The organism is Streptomyces sp. GbtcB7, assembly GCF_019091445.1.
GTDB classification, from domain to species: Bacteria; Actinomycetota; Actinomycetes; order Streptomycetales; family Streptomycetaceae; genus Streptomyces; species Streptomyces mirabilis.
The window spans coordinates 431,197-446,718 of sequence record NZ_JAGXJM010000001.1; the positions used below are offsets into that span (position 1 = coordinate 431,197).

Sequence of the window (15,522 nt, forward strand, 5' to 3'; positions counted from 1 at the left end):
GGGGCGCCGGTGCGGGGTTCGTTTGAGTGCGGGGTTCCGGGCAACCCGGTCCTCGAACCGGCCCGTCGGGTCGAGAACCCCGGAAGGCACCCATGTCCACAGGCCTCATCATCGCTTTGATCGTGATCGTGGCGGTCGCCGTCGTCGCGGCCGCGCTGATCCTTTTGGCCCGCAGGCCGCAGGGCGGGCGCACACTGCGGCGGCGCTTCGGGCCCGAGTACGACCGGGCCGTCGCCCAGCACGACGGCGACGCCAGGGCCGCCGAGCGTGACCTCGCGGAGCGGGTGAAGCGACACGGCTCGCTGCGTGAACGGCCGCTGGAGCCCGCGGCCCGCGACGAGTACGCGGCCCGCTGGGGGGCCGTTCAGGAGCGCTTCGTCGACTCGCCCCAGGAGGCGGTGGCAGAGGCGGACCGGCTGGTCGCCGAGCTGGCCGGCGCACGCGGCTTCCCCGACGGTGAGCGCTACGAGGAGCAGCTCGACGCGCTCTCCGTCCACCACGGACACCATCTGCACGGCTACCGGCGCGTCCACCAGGCCACGTACGCCCCCACCGCGGGCGCCGACGGCAGCACGGAGGAGCTCCGCGCGTCCATGGTGGAGGCCCGCGCCCTCTTCGAGGAGCTGCTGGCCCCGGTTCGCGAGGACGCCCGCCAGGACACCGCCGACACCGCCCCGGCCGCGGCATCCGTCCCGGACGACCGTTCCCGCCGAGCCCACGTTCCGTCGGTACTGACCAGGCGTCATGCGAAGGGGAGTTGAGGAAGTGAAGAAGATGACTTCGGACAACGGCAATGAGAACACTCCGCGTCGTGAGGCGATGACGGGTCGCGGCGACGTCGACCCCCTCGTCCACCGGCACGCCCAGGACGCCCGGAACGCTCCGCTGGCCGCACCCGGCACCCCCGCCGACCCGGCCGTCCGCGACCCTGGCGAGGCCCCCGGCGGTATGGGGTCCCGCGAGACCGCGAACCCGTCCCGTTCGACGGCCGACGGCACGCGGAGCATGCCGTCCGGCGCCCGCGACACCCGCGCCGGACAGGGCGGCGACATGCGGGCCGGGCCGCAGGAAGCCATGCGCGCCGCGCAGCCGGATTCCGCCCGCGCCGGGCAGGGCGGTGACCCCACCCGCGCCGGGCAGCCGGAATCCAGGCGCGCCGAGGAAGCGGAGTTCGCCCGCGGTGGTGCGCGGGGTGAACCCACTCGTGCCGGGCAGCAGGAATCGGCCCGTGCCGGGCAGAGCGGTCCCACCTCCGCGGGGCAGCGCGGTACCGGTCCGCAGGGGGGCGGCGACGGGGCGTTGCTGTCGCACGACGAGTGCGACAAGTACGCGTTGCGGATGCAGCACGCCGTCGGTGGGTTCGTGGACGGCCCGCGGGCGTCCGTCGAGGAGGCGGACCACGTCCTGGAGGAGCTGACCACCGAGTTCACCGACGCCATGAACCGGCGCCGCCGCAACCTGCGGACGACCTGGCAGGCGGCCGGGGAGAGCGACACGGCCGACACCGAGAAGCTGCGGCTCGCCCTGCGCGACTACCGCGAGGTGACCGAGCGACTCCTGCACCTGTAGGAGACCGAGCGCCTCCTGCACCGGTCAGGAGGCCGAACCGACGAGTACCACCGTGAGGCCGCGCCCCGGACCATGTTCCGGGGCGCGGCCTCACCCGTCGACGGGGTCATCCGGCCCGGCGCTCGCGCCACTCCCGGACGATCTCGTCCACGTCGTACGGCTTGAGGCCGAGGGGAGGTCCCGGCGGCGGCTTGAACATGACCTCGCGGATCTTGGCGTTGATGTCCTCGACGATCCGGCGCACGACGCGCTCCGAGGGCGCCACCGAGGCCGCCGCGAGCGCGTCCTCGGCCTCCTTGCGCAGGGCCAGCGTCGGCGGCAGCACGGACAGTCCCTCACGGGCCATCTTCCGCTTGATCCACCACAGTTCGTCGTACGGCGTGTCGGTCACGCCGGGCATGGGCTTGCCCGCACCGGGCAGGTCCGCGAACTCGCCGCGGGCCTCCGCCTCACGGATCTGTCGGTCGACCCAGGTCTCGAAGCTGACCCCGGGTGGCTTCCGTTCGGTCATGCGTCCATTGTGCCGTACGACACACGATCGGACGATCGGGAGATTTATCATGCGGCGGCGGCGCGTCAACCACGCTCGGTACCAGGAGGGTTGAAGCGCCGCGGACCGGATGAACGCTGGAACTCGAAGGAGCGCACGTGCTCGAACTCACCATGGCCTCGGTCACCGGGGCGGACGCTGGTGCGACGGCCGGAATGCTGATGGCCGACGCGCCGAGCGACCCCGGAGCCGTGCTGCGGGTGGGCCGGGACCGGGCCGTGTGCCGGCTCGCGACCCCCGACGACTGGCTGTTCGTCTCCCGGGTCCACCTGGAGTTCCTGTGCGGCCCGGACGGTACCTGGCAGGTCACCTGGCTGCACGGGTCACGCCCGGAGCCCTCCGCCGAGGTACGGCTGACGCTGGCCGGACTGCCGACCCAGGCCGTCCCGTACGGCGGGACGGCGAAGCTCCCCGCGGGCGGGTCGGGGGAGATAGTCATCCTCGACCGCACAGGACCGCACAGCGTGAACGTGGGTTTCTATCACGAGACCTGAGCCCCCCCGAAGCGCGAGCCTGAGCCCCCGGAGTGCACGCCTCCCCCCCCGGAGTGCACGCCTCCCCCCCCGGAGCGCACGCCCGAGCGCCCCGGAGGGGGAAGCGGACGTCAGGCCAGCACGCGCGCCAGCGCGAACCCGTCGTACCCCTTGCTGCCCACCGTCTGGATCGCCGTACCGCTCAACTTCGGGTGGGCGGCGATCAGTTCGAGCGCGGCCCGGGTGCCCCGCACGCTCGGTTCGGCGCTGCCCACCTCGGTGACCCGCCCGCTGCGCACGACGTTGTCGACGACGATCAGGCTGCCGGGGCGGGTGAGCTTGAGGGCCCACTCGACGTAGTGCGGGTTGTTCACCTTGTCGGCGTCGATGAACACGAAGTCGAACGGCTCCGGGTTCTCCTCGGCCAGCTTCGGCAGCGACTCCAGCGCGGGTCCGACCCGCACCTCGGCGATCTTGTCGAGGCCCGCGCGGGCGAGGTTGCGGCGGGCGACCTCGGCGTGCGTGGCGTCGTACTCGAAGGTGATCAGCCGGCCGTCGGCCGGGAGCGCGCGGCCCAGCCAGATGGTGCTGTAGCCGCCGAGGGTGCCGATCTCCAGGATGCGGCGGGCGCCCTGGATCTCGGCGAGCAGCTGGAGCAGCTTGCCCTGGTTCGGCGCGACGGCGATCTGCGGCAGCCCCGCGGCGTCGCTGTCGCGCAGGGCCGCCGTCAGTGTCTCGTCGGCGGGGGCGAGGAGGGTGGCGAAGTAGTCGTCGACTTCGTTCCAGAGCTGCGACTCGCTCATGAACCATGCCTTTCGTATGCCTAGTTAGATGTCCTAACTAGTCCCGCGGCCCAACCTACACGGCGGGCGCGGAGCCCGGCAGCGGGCGACCCGCGGACTCGGTCATGAACCACACCGCCACGCCACCGACGACGGCCGCGGCCATCATGTAGTAGGCGGGCATCATCATGTTCCCGGTCGCCCCGATGAGCGCCGTGGTCACCAGCGGGGTCGTACCGCCGAAGAGCGAGACGGAGACGTTGAAGCCGATGGACAGCGAGCCGTAGCGGACCTTCGTCGGGAAGAGCGCCGGGAGCGCGGCGGGCATCGCGGAGGTGAAGCAGACCAGCAGCAGGCCCAGCGCGCCCATGCCGAGCGCGACCGCGAGCAGACTGCCCTGGCGGATCAGCAGGAGCGCCGGTACGGACAGGGCGAGGAAGCCGACGCAGCCCGCGGCGATCACCGGGCGGCGGCCGATCCGGTCGGTCAGCGCGCCCGCGAAGGGCTGGACGATCATCATCAGCGCCATCACGCCGAGGACGACCAGCAGGCCGTGCGTCTCGTCGTACTTCAGCTCGCTCGTCAGATAGCTCGGCATGTACGACAGCAGCATGTAGTCGGTGACGTTGAAGACCAGCACCAGGCCGACGCAGAGCAGCAGCGCGCGCCACTGGCCCGCGACCATCTCGCGCAGCCGCACCTTGGGGCGGTCCGCCTCCTTCTTCGAGGCCTTCGCCAGTTCCGCCGCGAACGCCGGGGTCTCCTCCAGGCGCATCCGCAGATACAGGCCGATGATCCCCATCGGGCCCGCGATCAGGAACGGCACGCGCCAGCCCCAGGACAGCAGGTCCTCGGTGGACAGGAAGGCGGTCATGAGGGTGACCAGGCCGGCGCCGCCGATGTATCCGGCGAGGGTGCCGAACTCCAGCCAGCTCCCGAAGAAGCCGCGTTTCTTGTCGGGCGCGTACTCGGCGATGAAGGTGGAGGCGCCCGCGTACTCGCCGCCGGTGGAGAAGCCCTGGACGAGCCGGGCCGCGAGCAGCAGCAGGGGAGCGCCGACGCCGATCGTGGCGTACGAGGGGATCAGGCCGATCGCGAAGGTGCCCGCCGCCATCATGATCATGGTGAGGGCGAGGACCTTCTGACGGCCGACGCGGTCGCCGAGCGGGCCGAAGACCATGCCGCCGAGCGGGCGGACGAGGAAGGCCGCGGCGAAGGCACCGAAGGTGGACAGCAGCTGCGCGGTGGGGTTGCCGGAGGGGAAGAAGACCTTGCCCAGCGTCACCGCGATGTAGCTGTAGACACCGAAGTCGAACCACTCCATCGCGTTGCCGAGGGCCGCCGCCTTGACGGCCCGCTTGACCAGGGCCGGATCGGTGACGTAGGCCTCGGGCGGCGCGGGGGTCCGGGGTCGGGGTACGGCGGGGGTGACTGCTGTGGCGGACGGCAAGGGCATGCCCTTCGTAGGGGACGGGGACGTGGCTCACCCGGAAGTGGGCCGAAAAGCGACCATAGGGGCACTCGTCCGCATCACGTGTCGTAGGCAACTCGATGCATAGTGCAAGTAAATGCGCCGTACGCAGGGGTGTCGGCCTGTTCGCGCGCCGCTTTTCCGGGGCCCCTTTGTGAGCTAAGTCGCGAACGAAGGGGGGAACCGGAACCATGCGCGCACTATCGTCATCCGGACAAAAGGCGGGAGGCCGTCAGGTGAAGAGGGGGTTGCCTGCGTCTCTCCATCGGGGCGTGCGAGCCTCATAAGGGTCCGGGCGGAGTCCGGCCGCACGGGACGCACGGGGTGAACGGGACAAACGGGGTGGGAGGGTCGGCGGGGCGTGGCGAACGTTGAGCACGGCGGGACAGCGGGCAATGCCTTCGGGGCGGGGGCGGCGGAATCGGCGAGAGCGAGACTGCGCGCGATCCGGATCGGACTGTGGGTGATCGCCGCGGTCCTCGCGATACGGCAGCTCACCGTCGTGCTGAGCACCCCGAAAGGGGAACGGCTGACGGACCTGGAGACCTGGGTCGGACCCAACGGCGTCCTGCATGTGAAGGGATCGCTGTACGACTCGACGCAGTTCACCGGCACCCCCTTCGGAGGACTCGTCCTCAAACCCCTCACCCGCGCCGCCGAACAGGCGCTCGGCTGGGGCTGGACCTTCGGCAGTCTCTCGCTGGTCGTCGTGCTCGGCCTGGTCGTCGCACGCGCCCTGCCCCAGCCGGTGAGCCGGCGCACCGCCCTGCTCGCCGCGCCCGTCGCGATCAGCCTGCTGATGCTGTCGCTGCCGGTGCGCAACGCCCTCTACCTCGGCCAGACCAGCATCATCCCGGTACTGCTCGTCCTGCTGGGCTGCTTCGCCGTCCGGGGCGAGCGCGCCAGTGGCCTGCTGATCGGCGTCGCCGCCGCCCTGCAGCCCACCATGCTGCTCTTCGCGCCGCTGCTCTGGTTCACCGGGCGCCGCCGCGCCGTCGAGTCCACCGCGATCACCTTCGCCGGCCTCGGCGCGCTCGCCTGGGCCGTGATGCCGCACGACTCCACCACCTACTGGGTGCACCACCTGGCGGGCGTCGGCCTCGGCGGGGACGCCGACGACCTCTCCAACCAGTCGCTGCACGGCGCGCTGTTGCGGCTCGGCCTCAACGGCCCGCTGGAGATCACCCTGTTCCTGCTGCTGGGCGCCGCGGTCGCCGCCCTCGGCCTGCGCCGCGCCATCCGCTACGCACGGGACGGGCAGCTGCTGCTGGCCGTTGCGATCACCGGCTGTGTCGCCGTCGTCGTCTCGCCCACGTCCTGGCAGCACCAGCTGCTGTGGGTGCTGCTCGCGCTGGTCGGCAGGGTCGGCAAGAAGACCTCGGACCGCCCCATGTGGCCCGTCGCCGTCATCCTCGTCATGACGCTGCCCGCGAAGATGATGCTGCCGAACATGGCGGCGCTCTTCCCGCTGCGCGACAACGTGGTGCTGCTCGCCGCGCTCGCCGCCGCCACGATCGTGCCCTTCCTCTCCCGCACCTCGGAGTACTACCGGGCGCCGATCCCCACCGACTACGCCCGGCCCGTCCCCACGCGCTGGAAGCGGGTGCCGCTGCTCCCCTTCCTGGGCCGCGTGTTCACCCGCCCGAACCTGCTGCTCGAACTGCTCCTGATCCGCGTCGGCTACTCCGCCTACCAGCAGGTCAGGCTCGCCGCGACGGGCGGCACCAACGCGGGCGGCCGGACCACCGCCGAACACCACGGCGACCAGATCCTCTCCATCGAGCGGTTCCTGCACATCGACATCGAACACTGGGTCAACCACGCCGTGTTCAAGGTCGAGTGGCTGCGGGACTTCTTCGACTTCTACTACGAGTCGTTCCACTTCGTCGTCCCGCTCACCGTCCTCGCCGTGCTCTACGCCCGCCGCCCCGGCGACTACCGCTGGGCGCGCTCGGCGCTCGGCTTCGCCACCCTCATAGCGCTCCTCGGCTTCTGGCTCTTCCCGCTCGCCCCGCCGCGCCTGATGCCGGGCCTCGGCATGATCGACACCGTGCACGGCGTGCAGGACTTCTCCAAGCCGGACTACGGCACGCTGACCGCGCTGACCAACCAGTACGCGGCGATGCCCTCGCTGCACTTCGGCTGGTCCCTGTGGTGCGGAGTCGTCATCGCGGTCCTGGCGCCCAAGTGGTGGATGAAGGCGCTCGGTCTGCTGCACCCGCTGTTCACGGTCTCCGCGATCGTGGCGACCGGCAACCACTGGGTGTTGGACGCGGTGGGCGGCGCGGCCGTCGTCGGCGCGGGCTTCGGTCTGACCTACCTCCTCCAGGGGCCGCGGCCGAGACCGCTGATGAAGCCCGTGGAGGTCAGCATGAAGGAGCCGGTCCCGGCGACGGGCCGTACCCCGAGCTGATCCGGTACTCACCCGGCTCGGTCACCGTCAGCCGCGTGAACTCGCCGTCCCGTGTCAGGCAGCCGCCCGGCGCGCGCAGCCACGGCGAGTACGCGACCCGCACGGTCACCGGGCCGGGCACCGGCACCCGTACGTCCACCTCGGCGCTCGTCGTGCGCAGCACGGAGCCGGGCGCCGACACCAGCGGCACGGCGTCGCGCACCCGCAGCACCTGCCAGTTGGCGTCGCTCCACACCGGCTCCAGCCACGCGGGCCGGCTCCTCACGAGCCGCGCCTCCGCCTCGGCGAACCCGTCCGGCTTCCCCGCCGGCAGCACGACGTATCCCACCGCCCAGCGGTCCAGCCAGGCCCGATAGGTCGCCTCCGAGAACGTGCCGTCGTAGAAGAGCCGCCCCCGCTCCATGTCCAGCTGACGGTTCCAGCCGCGCGCCAGGTTCACATGCGGGGCGAGCGTGGAGGCCTCGCGGTGGTTGCGGGCCGGGACCACCTCGACACGGCCGCGGCCGGCGCCGAGCCGCTCCAGCGTCCGTACGACGCCGTGTGTGTCGGCGGCCCAGGCGGGCACGGCCGTGGACACCTCCAGGTCGTCCACGGTCTTCTGCCCGACCCAGGCGACGGAGAGCACGAGCGCCACCAGCAGCGCCACGCGCCGCACCACATGCCGCCCCCCGGGCGCGGTGAGCAGCGCCGCGAGGAGCGCGGCGGGCGCGAACAGCTCCGCGAACCGCTCCACGTTCGTCCCCACCGGGGAGGCGATCAGATACGTCAGCACGGTCCCGACCGCGTACACGAGCCCGCACCACCGGGCCACCCGCCAGCCGCGCGGGGCCAGCGTGGCGACGGTCAGCCCCAGCAGCACGGGCGGCCAGATCCGTCCCGAGGGCATCAACTGCTGTCCGGCGAAGGGGAAGAGCAGCGTGGTCGCCCCGACGACGACCACCGGCGGCACCAGCAGCACCCCGGCCCGCACGCGGTCCCGTACGGCGAGATGTCCGGCGCCCACCACCACCAGGAACAGTCCGGCCACCGGGCTCGCCATGGTCGCCAGTGCCGCGTACGCCGCCGCCGGCAGCGTCCGCCGCTCGCCCGTGAGCAGCACACAGGCGGCGAGACCGAGGGCGACGCCCAGCGCGAAGGTGGTGCGCCCCGAGGCGACGTTGCACCACAGCGCGAGCGAGGCCAGCAGCGCGGGGCCCACCGGCCGCCGTATCCCCGTGCGGGCGATCAGCACGGCGGCCAGCCAGGTGGCGGCGAGCCCGGAGACCACCGTCACCGGGCGCACACCCAGCGCGGCCATCAGATACGGCGAGATCAGGCTGTAGTTGGCGGTGTGCATCCCGCCGTACCAGAAGAGGTTGTACGCCGATCCGCCGTGCCGCGCCACGAACTCCGCCCACGCCACCTGGGCCGCGAGATCACCACCGCCGGTCGCGAGGAAGGCCCACCACACCGCGTACAGCGGCAGCACGGGGAGGGTGACGAGGAGGGGGAGACGGTGGCGCAGCCAGAACGCGTGATGCGGGTGTTTTCGGCGTACGGCCGGGTGGTCGGGCCGGAGGGGGGTCAGCTCGGCAGAGACCACGGTGCACCGGTTCCGTTCGAAGCGTCGGTTGTCTTCGGAGGTGGGGGGATGGCTGAGCCACCGGTGAAGACGCGAATCGGAACGGAGACGTTCATCGGAGGATCGGATGATCGGGGGATCGTCTCGGGGGAGGCAGGGGCGGGGCGTAGGGGGGATGCCCCTGCCTCCCGCGGGACGGGCCGACGGACACCGGGAGTCCGTCGGCCCGAGCGTGCGGTGCGGTCAGCCGGCGTCGACCTGGAGTTCCTTGACGCCGTTGATCCAGGCGGAGCGCAGTCGGCGCGGGTCGCCGACCAGGGTGAGGTCCGGCATCGCGTCGGCGATCGCGTTGAAGATGAGGTCGATCTCGAGGACGGCCAGGGACTTGCCGAGGCAGTAGTGGGGGCCTCCGCCGCCGAAGCCGAGGTGGGGGTTGGGGTCGCGGGTGATGTCGAAGGTGTCCGGGTTCTCGAACACCTCGGGGTCGTGGTTGGCGGAGGCGTAGAAGATGCCGACGCGGTCGCCCTTCTTGATCTGTTTGCCGCCGAGTTCGGTGTCCTGGGTGGCGGTGCGCTGGAAGGAGACCACCGGCGTCGCCCACCGCACGATCTCCTCGGCCGTGGTCGCCGGGCGGGTGCTCTTGTACAGCTCCCACTGCTCGGGGTGGGTGAGGAAGGCGTGCATGCCGTGGGTGATGGCGTTACGGGTGGTCTCGTTGCCGGCGACCGACAGCATCAGCACGAAGAAGCCGAACTCGTCGGAACCGAGGTTGCCCTCGTCCTCGGCCGCCACCAGCGTGCTGACGATGTCCTTGGCCGGGCACTGCTTGCGGTCGGCGGCCATGTTCATGGCGTACGAGATCAGCTCGGCCGCCGACTCGGCGCCGACCTCCTCGGTGATGGCGTACTCCGGGTCGTCGTACGCGATCATCTTGTTGGACCACTCGAAGATCTTGATGCGGTCGTCCTGGGGGACGCCGATCAGCTCGGCTATCGCCTGGAGGGGCAGTTCGCAGGCGACCTCGGTGACGAAGTCGAAGGGTCCCGAGTGGGCGCGGGCGCCCTCGACGATCGCGTGGGCGCGGGAGCGGAGCCGTTCCTCCAGCGCCCGGATGGCCCTTGGCGTGAAACCGCGTTGCACGATCTGGCGGACGCGGGTGTGCTCGGGCGGGTCCATGTTGAGCAGGATCAGCCGCTGGGCGTCGATCGCGTCGCGCTGCATGTGCTCGTGGAAGCGGATGATCGCGGTGTTGAGGTAGGAGGAGTAGATCTCCGGGTGCGTGGAGACGTACTTGACGTCCGCGTGTCGGGTCACCGCCCAGTAGCCCTCGTCCTGGAAACCGGCCAGACCGGCGGGCTGGGGAATCCAGCGGACGGGTTCGGCCCGGCGCAGTTCGGCGAACTCCGGCAGGGGCACGCGGTGGTGCAGCAGATCGGGGTCGGTGAAGTCGAACCCGTCGGGCAGCGCGGGACAGGGCATCGGCGACCACCCACCATTCTGACGGTCCATCAGGAATCCGGAATTGCCGTGAAGGTAGTAACGGGTTCTACAAGTCGCAAGGGGTACGGCGCCCCGAATTCCGTGGGGAGTTCGTGCAGATCACGACTTCGGGCGCTGCACGACCCTTGCGGCGCGGGGGCTCCGATCCGCAGACTGCACACAGAACTGGTACGCGTTCTAGTTCTGCGCGGTGGGTGGGCCGGGACGCCCCGCGCTGCGCGGGTCAGCAGGGCCTGGCCGCCGGACAGGCCTGAGGAGAGGACGAGCCCCCATGGCCGCGGAACCCGTGATCGTCGAAGCCGTACGCACCCCCATCGGCAAGCGAGGTGGCGCGCTCGCCAACCTCCACCCCGCCTATCTCCTGGGCGAGACCTACCGTGAACTCCTCGGCCGCACCGGCATCCACGCCGACTGCGTCGAGCAGATCGTCGGCGGCACGGTGACGCACGCCGGCGAGCAGTCCATGAACCCCGCGCGCACGGCCTGGCTCGCCATGGGCCTGCCGTACGAGACGGCGGCGACGACGGTCGACTGCCAGTGCGGCTCCTCGCAGCAGGCCTCGCACATGGTGGCCAACATGGTCGCGGCGGGCGTCATCGACGTCGGGATCTCGTGCGGCGTCGAGGCGATGTCGAGGGTGCCGCTGGGCTCCGGCTCCAAGCACGGCCCCGGGAAGCCGTTCCCGGACGAGTGGAACGTGGACCTGCCCAATCAGTTCGAGGCCGCGGAGCGCATCGCGCGGAATCGTGGCCTGACGCGCGAGAACGTCGACTCGCTCGGGCTCGTCTCCCAGGAGCGTGCCGCGAACGCCTGGGCGGAGGAGCGCTTCAAGCGCGAGACCTTCGCCGTGCAGGTGCCGACCACCGAGGACGAGCAGCGGGCCGGACAGGGCATGTGGCGCCTCGTCGACCGCGACGAGGGACTCCGCGACACGACCATGGAGGCGCTGGCCGGCCTCAAGCCGGTGATGCCCACGGCCGTCCACACGGCGGGCAACTCCTCGCAGATCTCGGACGGTGCGGCGGCGATCCTCTGGGCGTCCAAGCGGATGGCTCGGGCGCTGAAGCTGCGCCCGAGGGCGCGGATCGTGGCCCAGGCGCTGGTGGGTTCGGACCCGCACTTCCATCTGGACGGCCCGATCGACGCGACGCGCGCGGTGCTGGGCAAGGCGGGGATGTCCTTGAAGGACATCGACCTCGTGGAGATCAACGAGGCGTTCGCTTCAGTGGTGTTGAGCTGGGCGCAGGTCTTCGAACAGGACCTGGAGAAGGTCAACGTGAACGGCGGTGCGATCGCGCTCGGGCACCCGGTCGGGGCGACGGGTGCCCGGCTGATCACTACCGCTCTGCACGAACTGGAGCGACGGGACAAGGAGTTCGCGCTGATCACGATGTGCGCGGGCGGTGGACTGGCCACCGGGACGATCATCCAGCGGTTGTAGTCCACGAGACGAAGGTGGCGAAGGTGGCGGGGGCGATCGTGAGGATCGGGCCGGTGGGGTTTTTTGAGTCTCGTACGGCGATGGTGGCGTCCGGGGTGTCGGCGATCTCTAGGCAGTCGCCGCCCTGGTCGCCGCTGTAGCTGGACTTACGCCACCGGGCCCCGGTCGGGATCGAGTTGCTCTCCATAGCGTTCCTCCATCACGTGCCGGATCAGCGCCGCCGAGTCCTTGAGGGAGAGTGCGGCGGCTTGAAGATGATCGTAACGGAGTGAGCAGTCCTGGACGGTGTCCGGGTTGGCGGTCGGTTGCCCGCTTCCGTAGCCCTCGGTGTAGACGATGGCCGGGTCGTTCGTGAAGCGGTAGAGGTTGAATGAGCCTTGAAGTCCTGCGTGTGCACCGGCTGAGTACGGCAACACCTGGATGTTGATCCGGGGGTTGCCCTCGAATGACAACAGGTGGGCCAGTTGCTCCCGCATGGTCTCCGTGCCGCCGATCTCCTGGCGTAGAGCGGCCTCGCTGATGACCGCCCAGAAGACGGGCGGCACCTCCTTCTCGAAGATGCGCTGACGGGCCAGTCGTACTGCGGTTCGGTCGTCGAGGTCACTGTCGTCCAGTGCGCCGAGCACGGCACGTACGTACGCCCCGGTCTGAAGAAGACCATGGACCATGTGGGTCTGGAACGTGCAGATCTCGACCGCCCGCGCCTCCAACTCCGCCACCTGTTGGAACCAGGCCGGAAGTTGACTACGCATCACCAGTCCGACCAGCCGGGACAGTAACCCACCCGTTCCCAGCGCCGCGTCCACCCGCTCGCTGAACTCCGGCGTCGGTAGCTTCCTCGCCGTCTCGATCTGGCCGACCAGTGAGCCGGTGTAGTTGACGATGTCGCCGAGCTGCCGCTGTGTCAGGCCTGCGGACTCACGATGGCGCCGCAACTCGAACCCGTAGTAGTCGAGCGGCGACGCGCCCGGGTCGAGGATGTTGATATGGGTCACGTACGGCCCCTCTCGCGCGCAACTCGGTCCACTCCGGGACCCGTTGTATTCGTTCCGTAGCCGAGCGTAGTCGCGCGAGGTCAGTCTCGTAGCGTGAACGAACACATTCCCCCCACCCTCCTGGGCCCCCGCCCCGCCCAGTACGCGATGCGGATCACCGTCGGCGCACACTCGGCCCGGCACATCCGGCGGATCGTCAGGTCGCTGCTGGAGGAGTGGGACTTGGCGGAGTTGGCCGACTCCGTGGAGCTGGCCGTGACCGAGCTGGTCGCCAACGTCGTACGTCATGTCCCGGACCGGCGCTGCGCGTTGCTGGTGGTGCGGCAGACGGCAGGTGTGAGGGTGGAGGTCGCGGACGGCTCCCCGCAACCACCCCACGTGCCCACCGAGTTGTCGCCGGAGGCGGAGGGCGGTCGCGGGCTCGTGCTGCTCGACGCGGTGGTCGACAAGTGGGGTGTGGGGCCCGGGCCCGGGGGCGGCAAGACGGTCTGGTTCGAGTGCCGACCGACTCGGCCGCCAGGCCAAACCCGTGGGGCTGGGAATCACTCATGGTGATGATGATCGTGCGAGGGAACCCGAACATCCGTTTTTGTCCCCTGATGATGAGCCTCACATCCAAGTCGCACGACCCCGGGGCATATGCCCCGGGGTCTTCGTGCGGCCCGAAGGAAGGGGATCCACCGCAGTGAGCAATGAGAAGGCGGCCCGCGAGCAGCAGTACGTCGGTTCGATCGGGCTGATGGCCCCGCTGGACCAGCCGAAGCCGCCACCGGCCCCGGCGCCGGACGAGACGTGGCACTTCGGACGGCACCTGAACGCGGACGAGGAGGGCGAGGAAGGTTACGTGCCGGTCTACGACGGCACCGCCTGGGTGTACTACGGCAAGGGCCACAGCGGTGTGCAGCGGCCGGTGCTGATGTCCGACGGCTTCAACATGGGGCCCAGCAGTCTGGACGAGCTCTACGACGGCTTCGAGCGGGGCGAGTACCCGTTGATGAGCCAGTTGCGCGAGCGCGGGCGGGACGCGGTCATCTTCGGCTACGGGGAGCGCTCCGCGTCGATCCTCGACAACGCCGGGTACGTGATCGAGGCGATCACGAGGCTGATCGACGAGCGCAAGGGCAAGGAACCGCTGGTGGTCGGCGGGTTCAGCATGGGCGGTCTGGTCACGCGCTATGCCCTGGCGCGGATGGAGACCCAGAAGATGGACCACCAGACCGGGATGTACTTCTCGTACGACAGCCCCCACCGCGGCGCGTGGGTGCCGATCGGTCTGCAGGCGTTCGCGCACTACATCAAGCGCGGCAACCCGGCCAACAGCGCGCTGTCGGACCAGATCAACAGCCCGGCCTCGCGCGAGCTGATGTGGCGGCACATCGAGACGGTGGACGGCACTCCCGGGCAGGACAAGGCCCGCTCCGACTTCCTGGCCGCCCTGGACCGCGTCGGCGGTTGGCCGATGCGACCGCGGAAGATCGGCGTCGCCAACGGCACCGGGAACGGCCAGGGCACGGGGATCCAGCCCGGCGCGCAGGCGTTCCGCACCACCGGGATTCTGTTCCCCGGCACCATCATCTACACCCAGTCCGAGGGTGATGACGCCCTGGTCGCCGAACTGAAGGCGAACTTCGGGAAGGACGAGACGATCACCACCGACGGGTTCCCGGAGATCGACGGCGCTCCCGGCGGCACCCTGGCGACCTTCGCCATCGCCGCCAACACGCTCAACAAGCTGATCCCCGGCAGCGCCGTGGCCCCGGTCCCCGAGATCTGCTTCGTGCCCTCGGTCAGCGCGGTGGCCGTCCGCGACCTGGACACCACCGCCCTGCTGAACACCGACATCGACGCCCTCGACCCCGACGAGAGCGAACTCGACGCGTTCCTGTGCGCCTCCCAGAACGAGGAGCACACCAAGATCACCGAAGAGCTGTGCACCTGGCTCCTCGCCGAAATCGACCAGCGGTAGCCCTGCCGGGATCCGTGACGGTCACGGCCGGTTCCGCGTCACTCGCGTCCGGACGTCGCGATCGCCAGTACCCCCGCCAGCACTGCCGCGAGCAGCAGGGGGATGCCCAGGCCGTGGTTGATGACCAGCCATGCGCCGAGTGTCGCGCCCGCCATCATGGCGATGACGGCCGCCGTGCGGCGGGGGGAGCGGTGGCCCGAGCCGTCGCCGACCGCGGACTCGGAGGCGAGGCCGGTCAGGGTCATCGTCAGGACGGTGGTCGTGAGGTCCGGCACACCGAGTTTGCGGACCGTCGCGTTGCGCAGGCCCATCGCGAAGGCCGTGAGGGTGATCAGGGCGTAGGTGGTCGCGGTGGCGCCCGGCGCGACGAAGGCCACCAGCGCGGACACGCCCACGAACACCGCCTCCGCGACGAGTGTGACCCGCGCCCAGGTCCGGCGTGAGCCGCCGCCGTACCGCCCCGCGATCCGGCCCCCGGCCGCCGCGCCCGCCAGGAAGCAGGCCAGCGAGGTCGAGGTGTGCGGGATCGAGAAGCCGGGGGCGCCGGCCGCGGCGAAGCCGAGTACCACCACGTTGCCGGTCATGTTCGCCGTGAAGACGTGCCCGAGTCCGAGATAGCTCACCGCGTCGATCAGCCCGCTGACCACGGTCAGCGACAGCAGCACCACCACCAGACGCACCCCGCGCGCCTCGGGGTCGTGCGTCTTCTTCGTCTCGGTGCTCATACGGCCTCCGGTCAGCGGGACGGGCCCGGCGCGCCGCGCCCCTGGGGCAGCCGTGCCCGTGGGGTCCTGCGGGCTG

General features: G+C 70.6%; 15 protein-coding genes. 7 read left to right on the forward strand and 8 right to left on the reverse strand.

The genetic code is table 11. The annotated features are described in order from the left end of the window. Positions 1-92 precede the first annotated feature (92 nt). Together KVT44_RS01930 and KVT44_RS01935 are read left to right on the forward strand one after the other, a co-directional pair. Positions 93-761 carry a hypothetical protein gene (locus tag KVT44_RS01930; protein WP_217565825.1) on the forward strand — a complete coding sequence of 223 codons (669 nt, stop codon included), beginning with the start codon at positions 93-95 and terminating at the stop codon, positions 759-761. A 13-nt stretch (positions 762-774) separates the two neighbouring features. Then, positions 775-1,569, forward strand: a complete 795-nt coding sequence (locus KVT44_RS01935) for a hypothetical protein (RefSeq protein ID WP_254648877.1) — start codon at positions 775-777, stop codon at positions 1,567-1,569. A gap of 106 nt (positions 1,570-1,675) precedes the next feature. Here KVT44_RS01935 and KVT44_RS01940 read toward each other — a convergent pair whose 3' ends face one another. Further along, positions 1,676-2,080 carry a DUF1992 domain-containing protein gene (locus KVT44_RS01940; RefSeq protein WP_099922923.1) on the reverse strand — a complete coding sequence of 135 codons (405 nt, stop codon included), beginning with the start codon at positions 2,078-2,080 and terminating at the stop codon, positions 1,676-1,678. A 137-nt stretch (positions 2,081-2,217) separates the two neighbouring features. Here KVT44_RS01940 and KVT44_RS01945 point away from each other — a divergent pair, with 137 nt between their 5' ends. Next, positions 2,218-2,613, forward strand: coding sequence for an FHA domain-containing protein (locus KVT44_RS01945; RefSeq protein WP_054230963.1), 396 nt, complete (start codon positions 2,218-2,220; stop codon positions 2,611-2,613). Positions 2,614-2,723: 110 nt separating this feature from the next. Here KVT44_RS01945 and KVT44_RS01950 read toward each other — a convergent pair whose 3' ends face one another. Together KVT44_RS01950 and proP are read right to left on the reverse strand one after the other, a co-directional pair. Further along, positions 2,724-3,395, reverse strand: coding sequence for an O-methyltransferase (locus KVT44_RS01950; RefSeq protein WP_217565827.1), 672 nt, complete (start codon positions 3,393-3,395; stop codon positions 2,724-2,726). Positions 3,396-3,450: 55 nt separating this feature from the next. After that, the gene (gene proP / locus KVT44_RS01955) at positions 3,451-4,824 is read right to left on the reverse strand and encodes a glycine betaine/L-proline transporter ProP (protein WP_099922925.1); all 1,374 of its coding nucleotides are present in this window, start codon (positions 4,822-4,824) and stop codon (positions 3,451-3,453) included. A gap of 382 nt (positions 4,825-5,206) precedes the next feature. Here proP and KVT44_RS01960 point away from each other — a divergent pair, with 382 nt between their 5' ends. Further along, a complete protein-coding gene (locus tag KVT44_RS01960; RefSeq protein WP_217565828.1) occupies positions 5,207-7,258 on the forward strand; it encodes a bifunctional glycosyltransferase 87/phosphatase PAP2 family protein in 2,052 nt (683 codons plus the stop codon). On the opposite strand, the gene KVT44_RS01965 is transcribed toward KVT44_RS01960, so the two are convergent. Further along, positions 7,212-8,762, reverse strand: coding sequence for a hypothetical protein (locus KVT44_RS01965; RefSeq protein WP_254648879.1), 1,551 nt, complete (start codon positions 8,760-8,762; stop codon positions 7,212-7,214). The genes KVT44_RS01960 and KVT44_RS01965 overlap by 47 nt on opposite strands. Before the next feature lie 300 nt (positions 8,763-9,062). Further along, a complete protein-coding gene (locus KVT44_RS01970; protein ID WP_217565829.1) occupies positions 9,063-10,298 on the reverse strand; it encodes a cytochrome P450 in 1,236 nt (411 codons plus the stop codon). 292 nt (positions 10,299-10,590) lie between these two features. Between KVT44_RS01970 and KVT44_RS01975 the strand changes: the two genes are divergently transcribed. Further along, positions 10,591-11,760 carry a steroid 3-ketoacyl-CoA thiolase gene (locus tag KVT44_RS01975; RefSeq protein ID WP_217565830.1) on the forward strand — a complete coding sequence of 390 codons (1,170 nt, stop codon included), beginning with the start codon at positions 10,591-10,593 and terminating at the stop codon, positions 11,758-11,760. On the opposite strand, the gene KVT44_RS01980 is transcribed toward KVT44_RS01975, so the two are convergent. After that, the gene (locus tag KVT44_RS01980) at positions 11,744-11,947 is read right to left on the reverse strand and encodes a DUF397 domain-containing protein (RefSeq protein WP_217565831.1); all 204 of its coding nucleotides are present in this window, start codon (positions 11,945-11,947) and stop codon (positions 11,744-11,746) included. The two genes, KVT44_RS01975 and KVT44_RS01980, sit on opposite strands and share 17 nt — an antisense overlap. Next, on the reverse strand, positions 11,907-12,755 hold the full coding sequence (locus KVT44_RS01985) for a helix-turn-helix transcriptional regulator (RefSeq protein ID WP_217565832.1): 849 nt from the start codon (positions 12,753-12,755) through the stop codon (positions 11,907-11,909). Before KVT44_RS01985 ends, KVT44_RS01980 begins: the two co-directional genes overlap by 41 nt. Before the next feature lie 93 nt (positions 12,756-12,848). On the opposite strand from KVT44_RS01985, the gene KVT44_RS01990 reads away from it, so the two are divergent. Then, entirely contained in the window at positions 12,849-13,310 is a 462-nt protein-coding gene (locus KVT44_RS01990) for an ATP-binding protein (protein WP_308313890.1), read from the forward strand. A gap of 130 nt (positions 13,311-13,440) precedes the next feature. Continuing rightward, entirely contained in the window at positions 13,441-14,721 is a 1,281-nt protein-coding gene (locus KVT44_RS01995) for a triacylglycerol lipase (protein ID WP_217565833.1), read from the forward strand. A gap of 38 nt (positions 14,722-14,759) precedes the next feature. Here the strand turns inward: KVT44_RS01995 and KVT44_RS02000 are convergent, their stop codons facing one another. Further along, positions 14,760-15,446, reverse strand: coding sequence for a YoaK family protein (locus tag KVT44_RS02000; protein WP_217565834.1), 687 nt, complete (start codon positions 15,444-15,446; stop codon positions 14,760-14,762). Positions 15,447-15,522: the final 76 nt, after the last annotated feature.

Coding starts and splice junctions, on each gene's coding strand:
- KVT44_RS01935 (WP_254648877.1), top strand. CDS start 775: ATGACTTCGGACAACGGCAATGAGAACACTCCGCGTCGTGAGGCGATG.
- KVT44_RS01950 (WP_217565827.1), bottom strand. CDS start 3,395: ATGAGCGAGTCGCAGCTCTGGAACGAAGTCGACGACTACTTCGCCACC.
- KVT44_RS01930 (WP_217565825.1), top strand. CDS start 93: ATGTCCACAGGCCTCATCATCGCTTTGATCGTGATCGTGGCGGTCGCC.
- KVT44_RS01970 (WP_217565829.1), bottom strand. CDS start 10,298: ATGCCCTGTCCCGCGCTGCCCGACGGGTTCGACTTCACCGACCCCGAT.
- KVT44_RS02000 (WP_217565834.1), bottom strand. CDS start 15,446: ATGAGCACCGAGACGAAGAAGACGCACGACCCCGAGGCGCGCGGGGTG.
- KVT44_RS01975 (WP_217565830.1), top strand. CDS start 10,591: ATGGCCGCGGAACCCGTGATCGTCGAAGCCGTACGCACCCCCATCGGC.
- KVT44_RS01940 (WP_099922923.1), bottom strand. CDS start 2,080: ATGACCGAACGGAAGCCACCCGGGGTCAGCTTCGAGACCTGGGTCGAC.
- KVT44_RS01980 (WP_217565831.1), bottom strand. CDS start 11,947: ATGGAGAGCAACTCGATCCCGACCGGGGCCCGGTGGCGTAAGTCCAGC.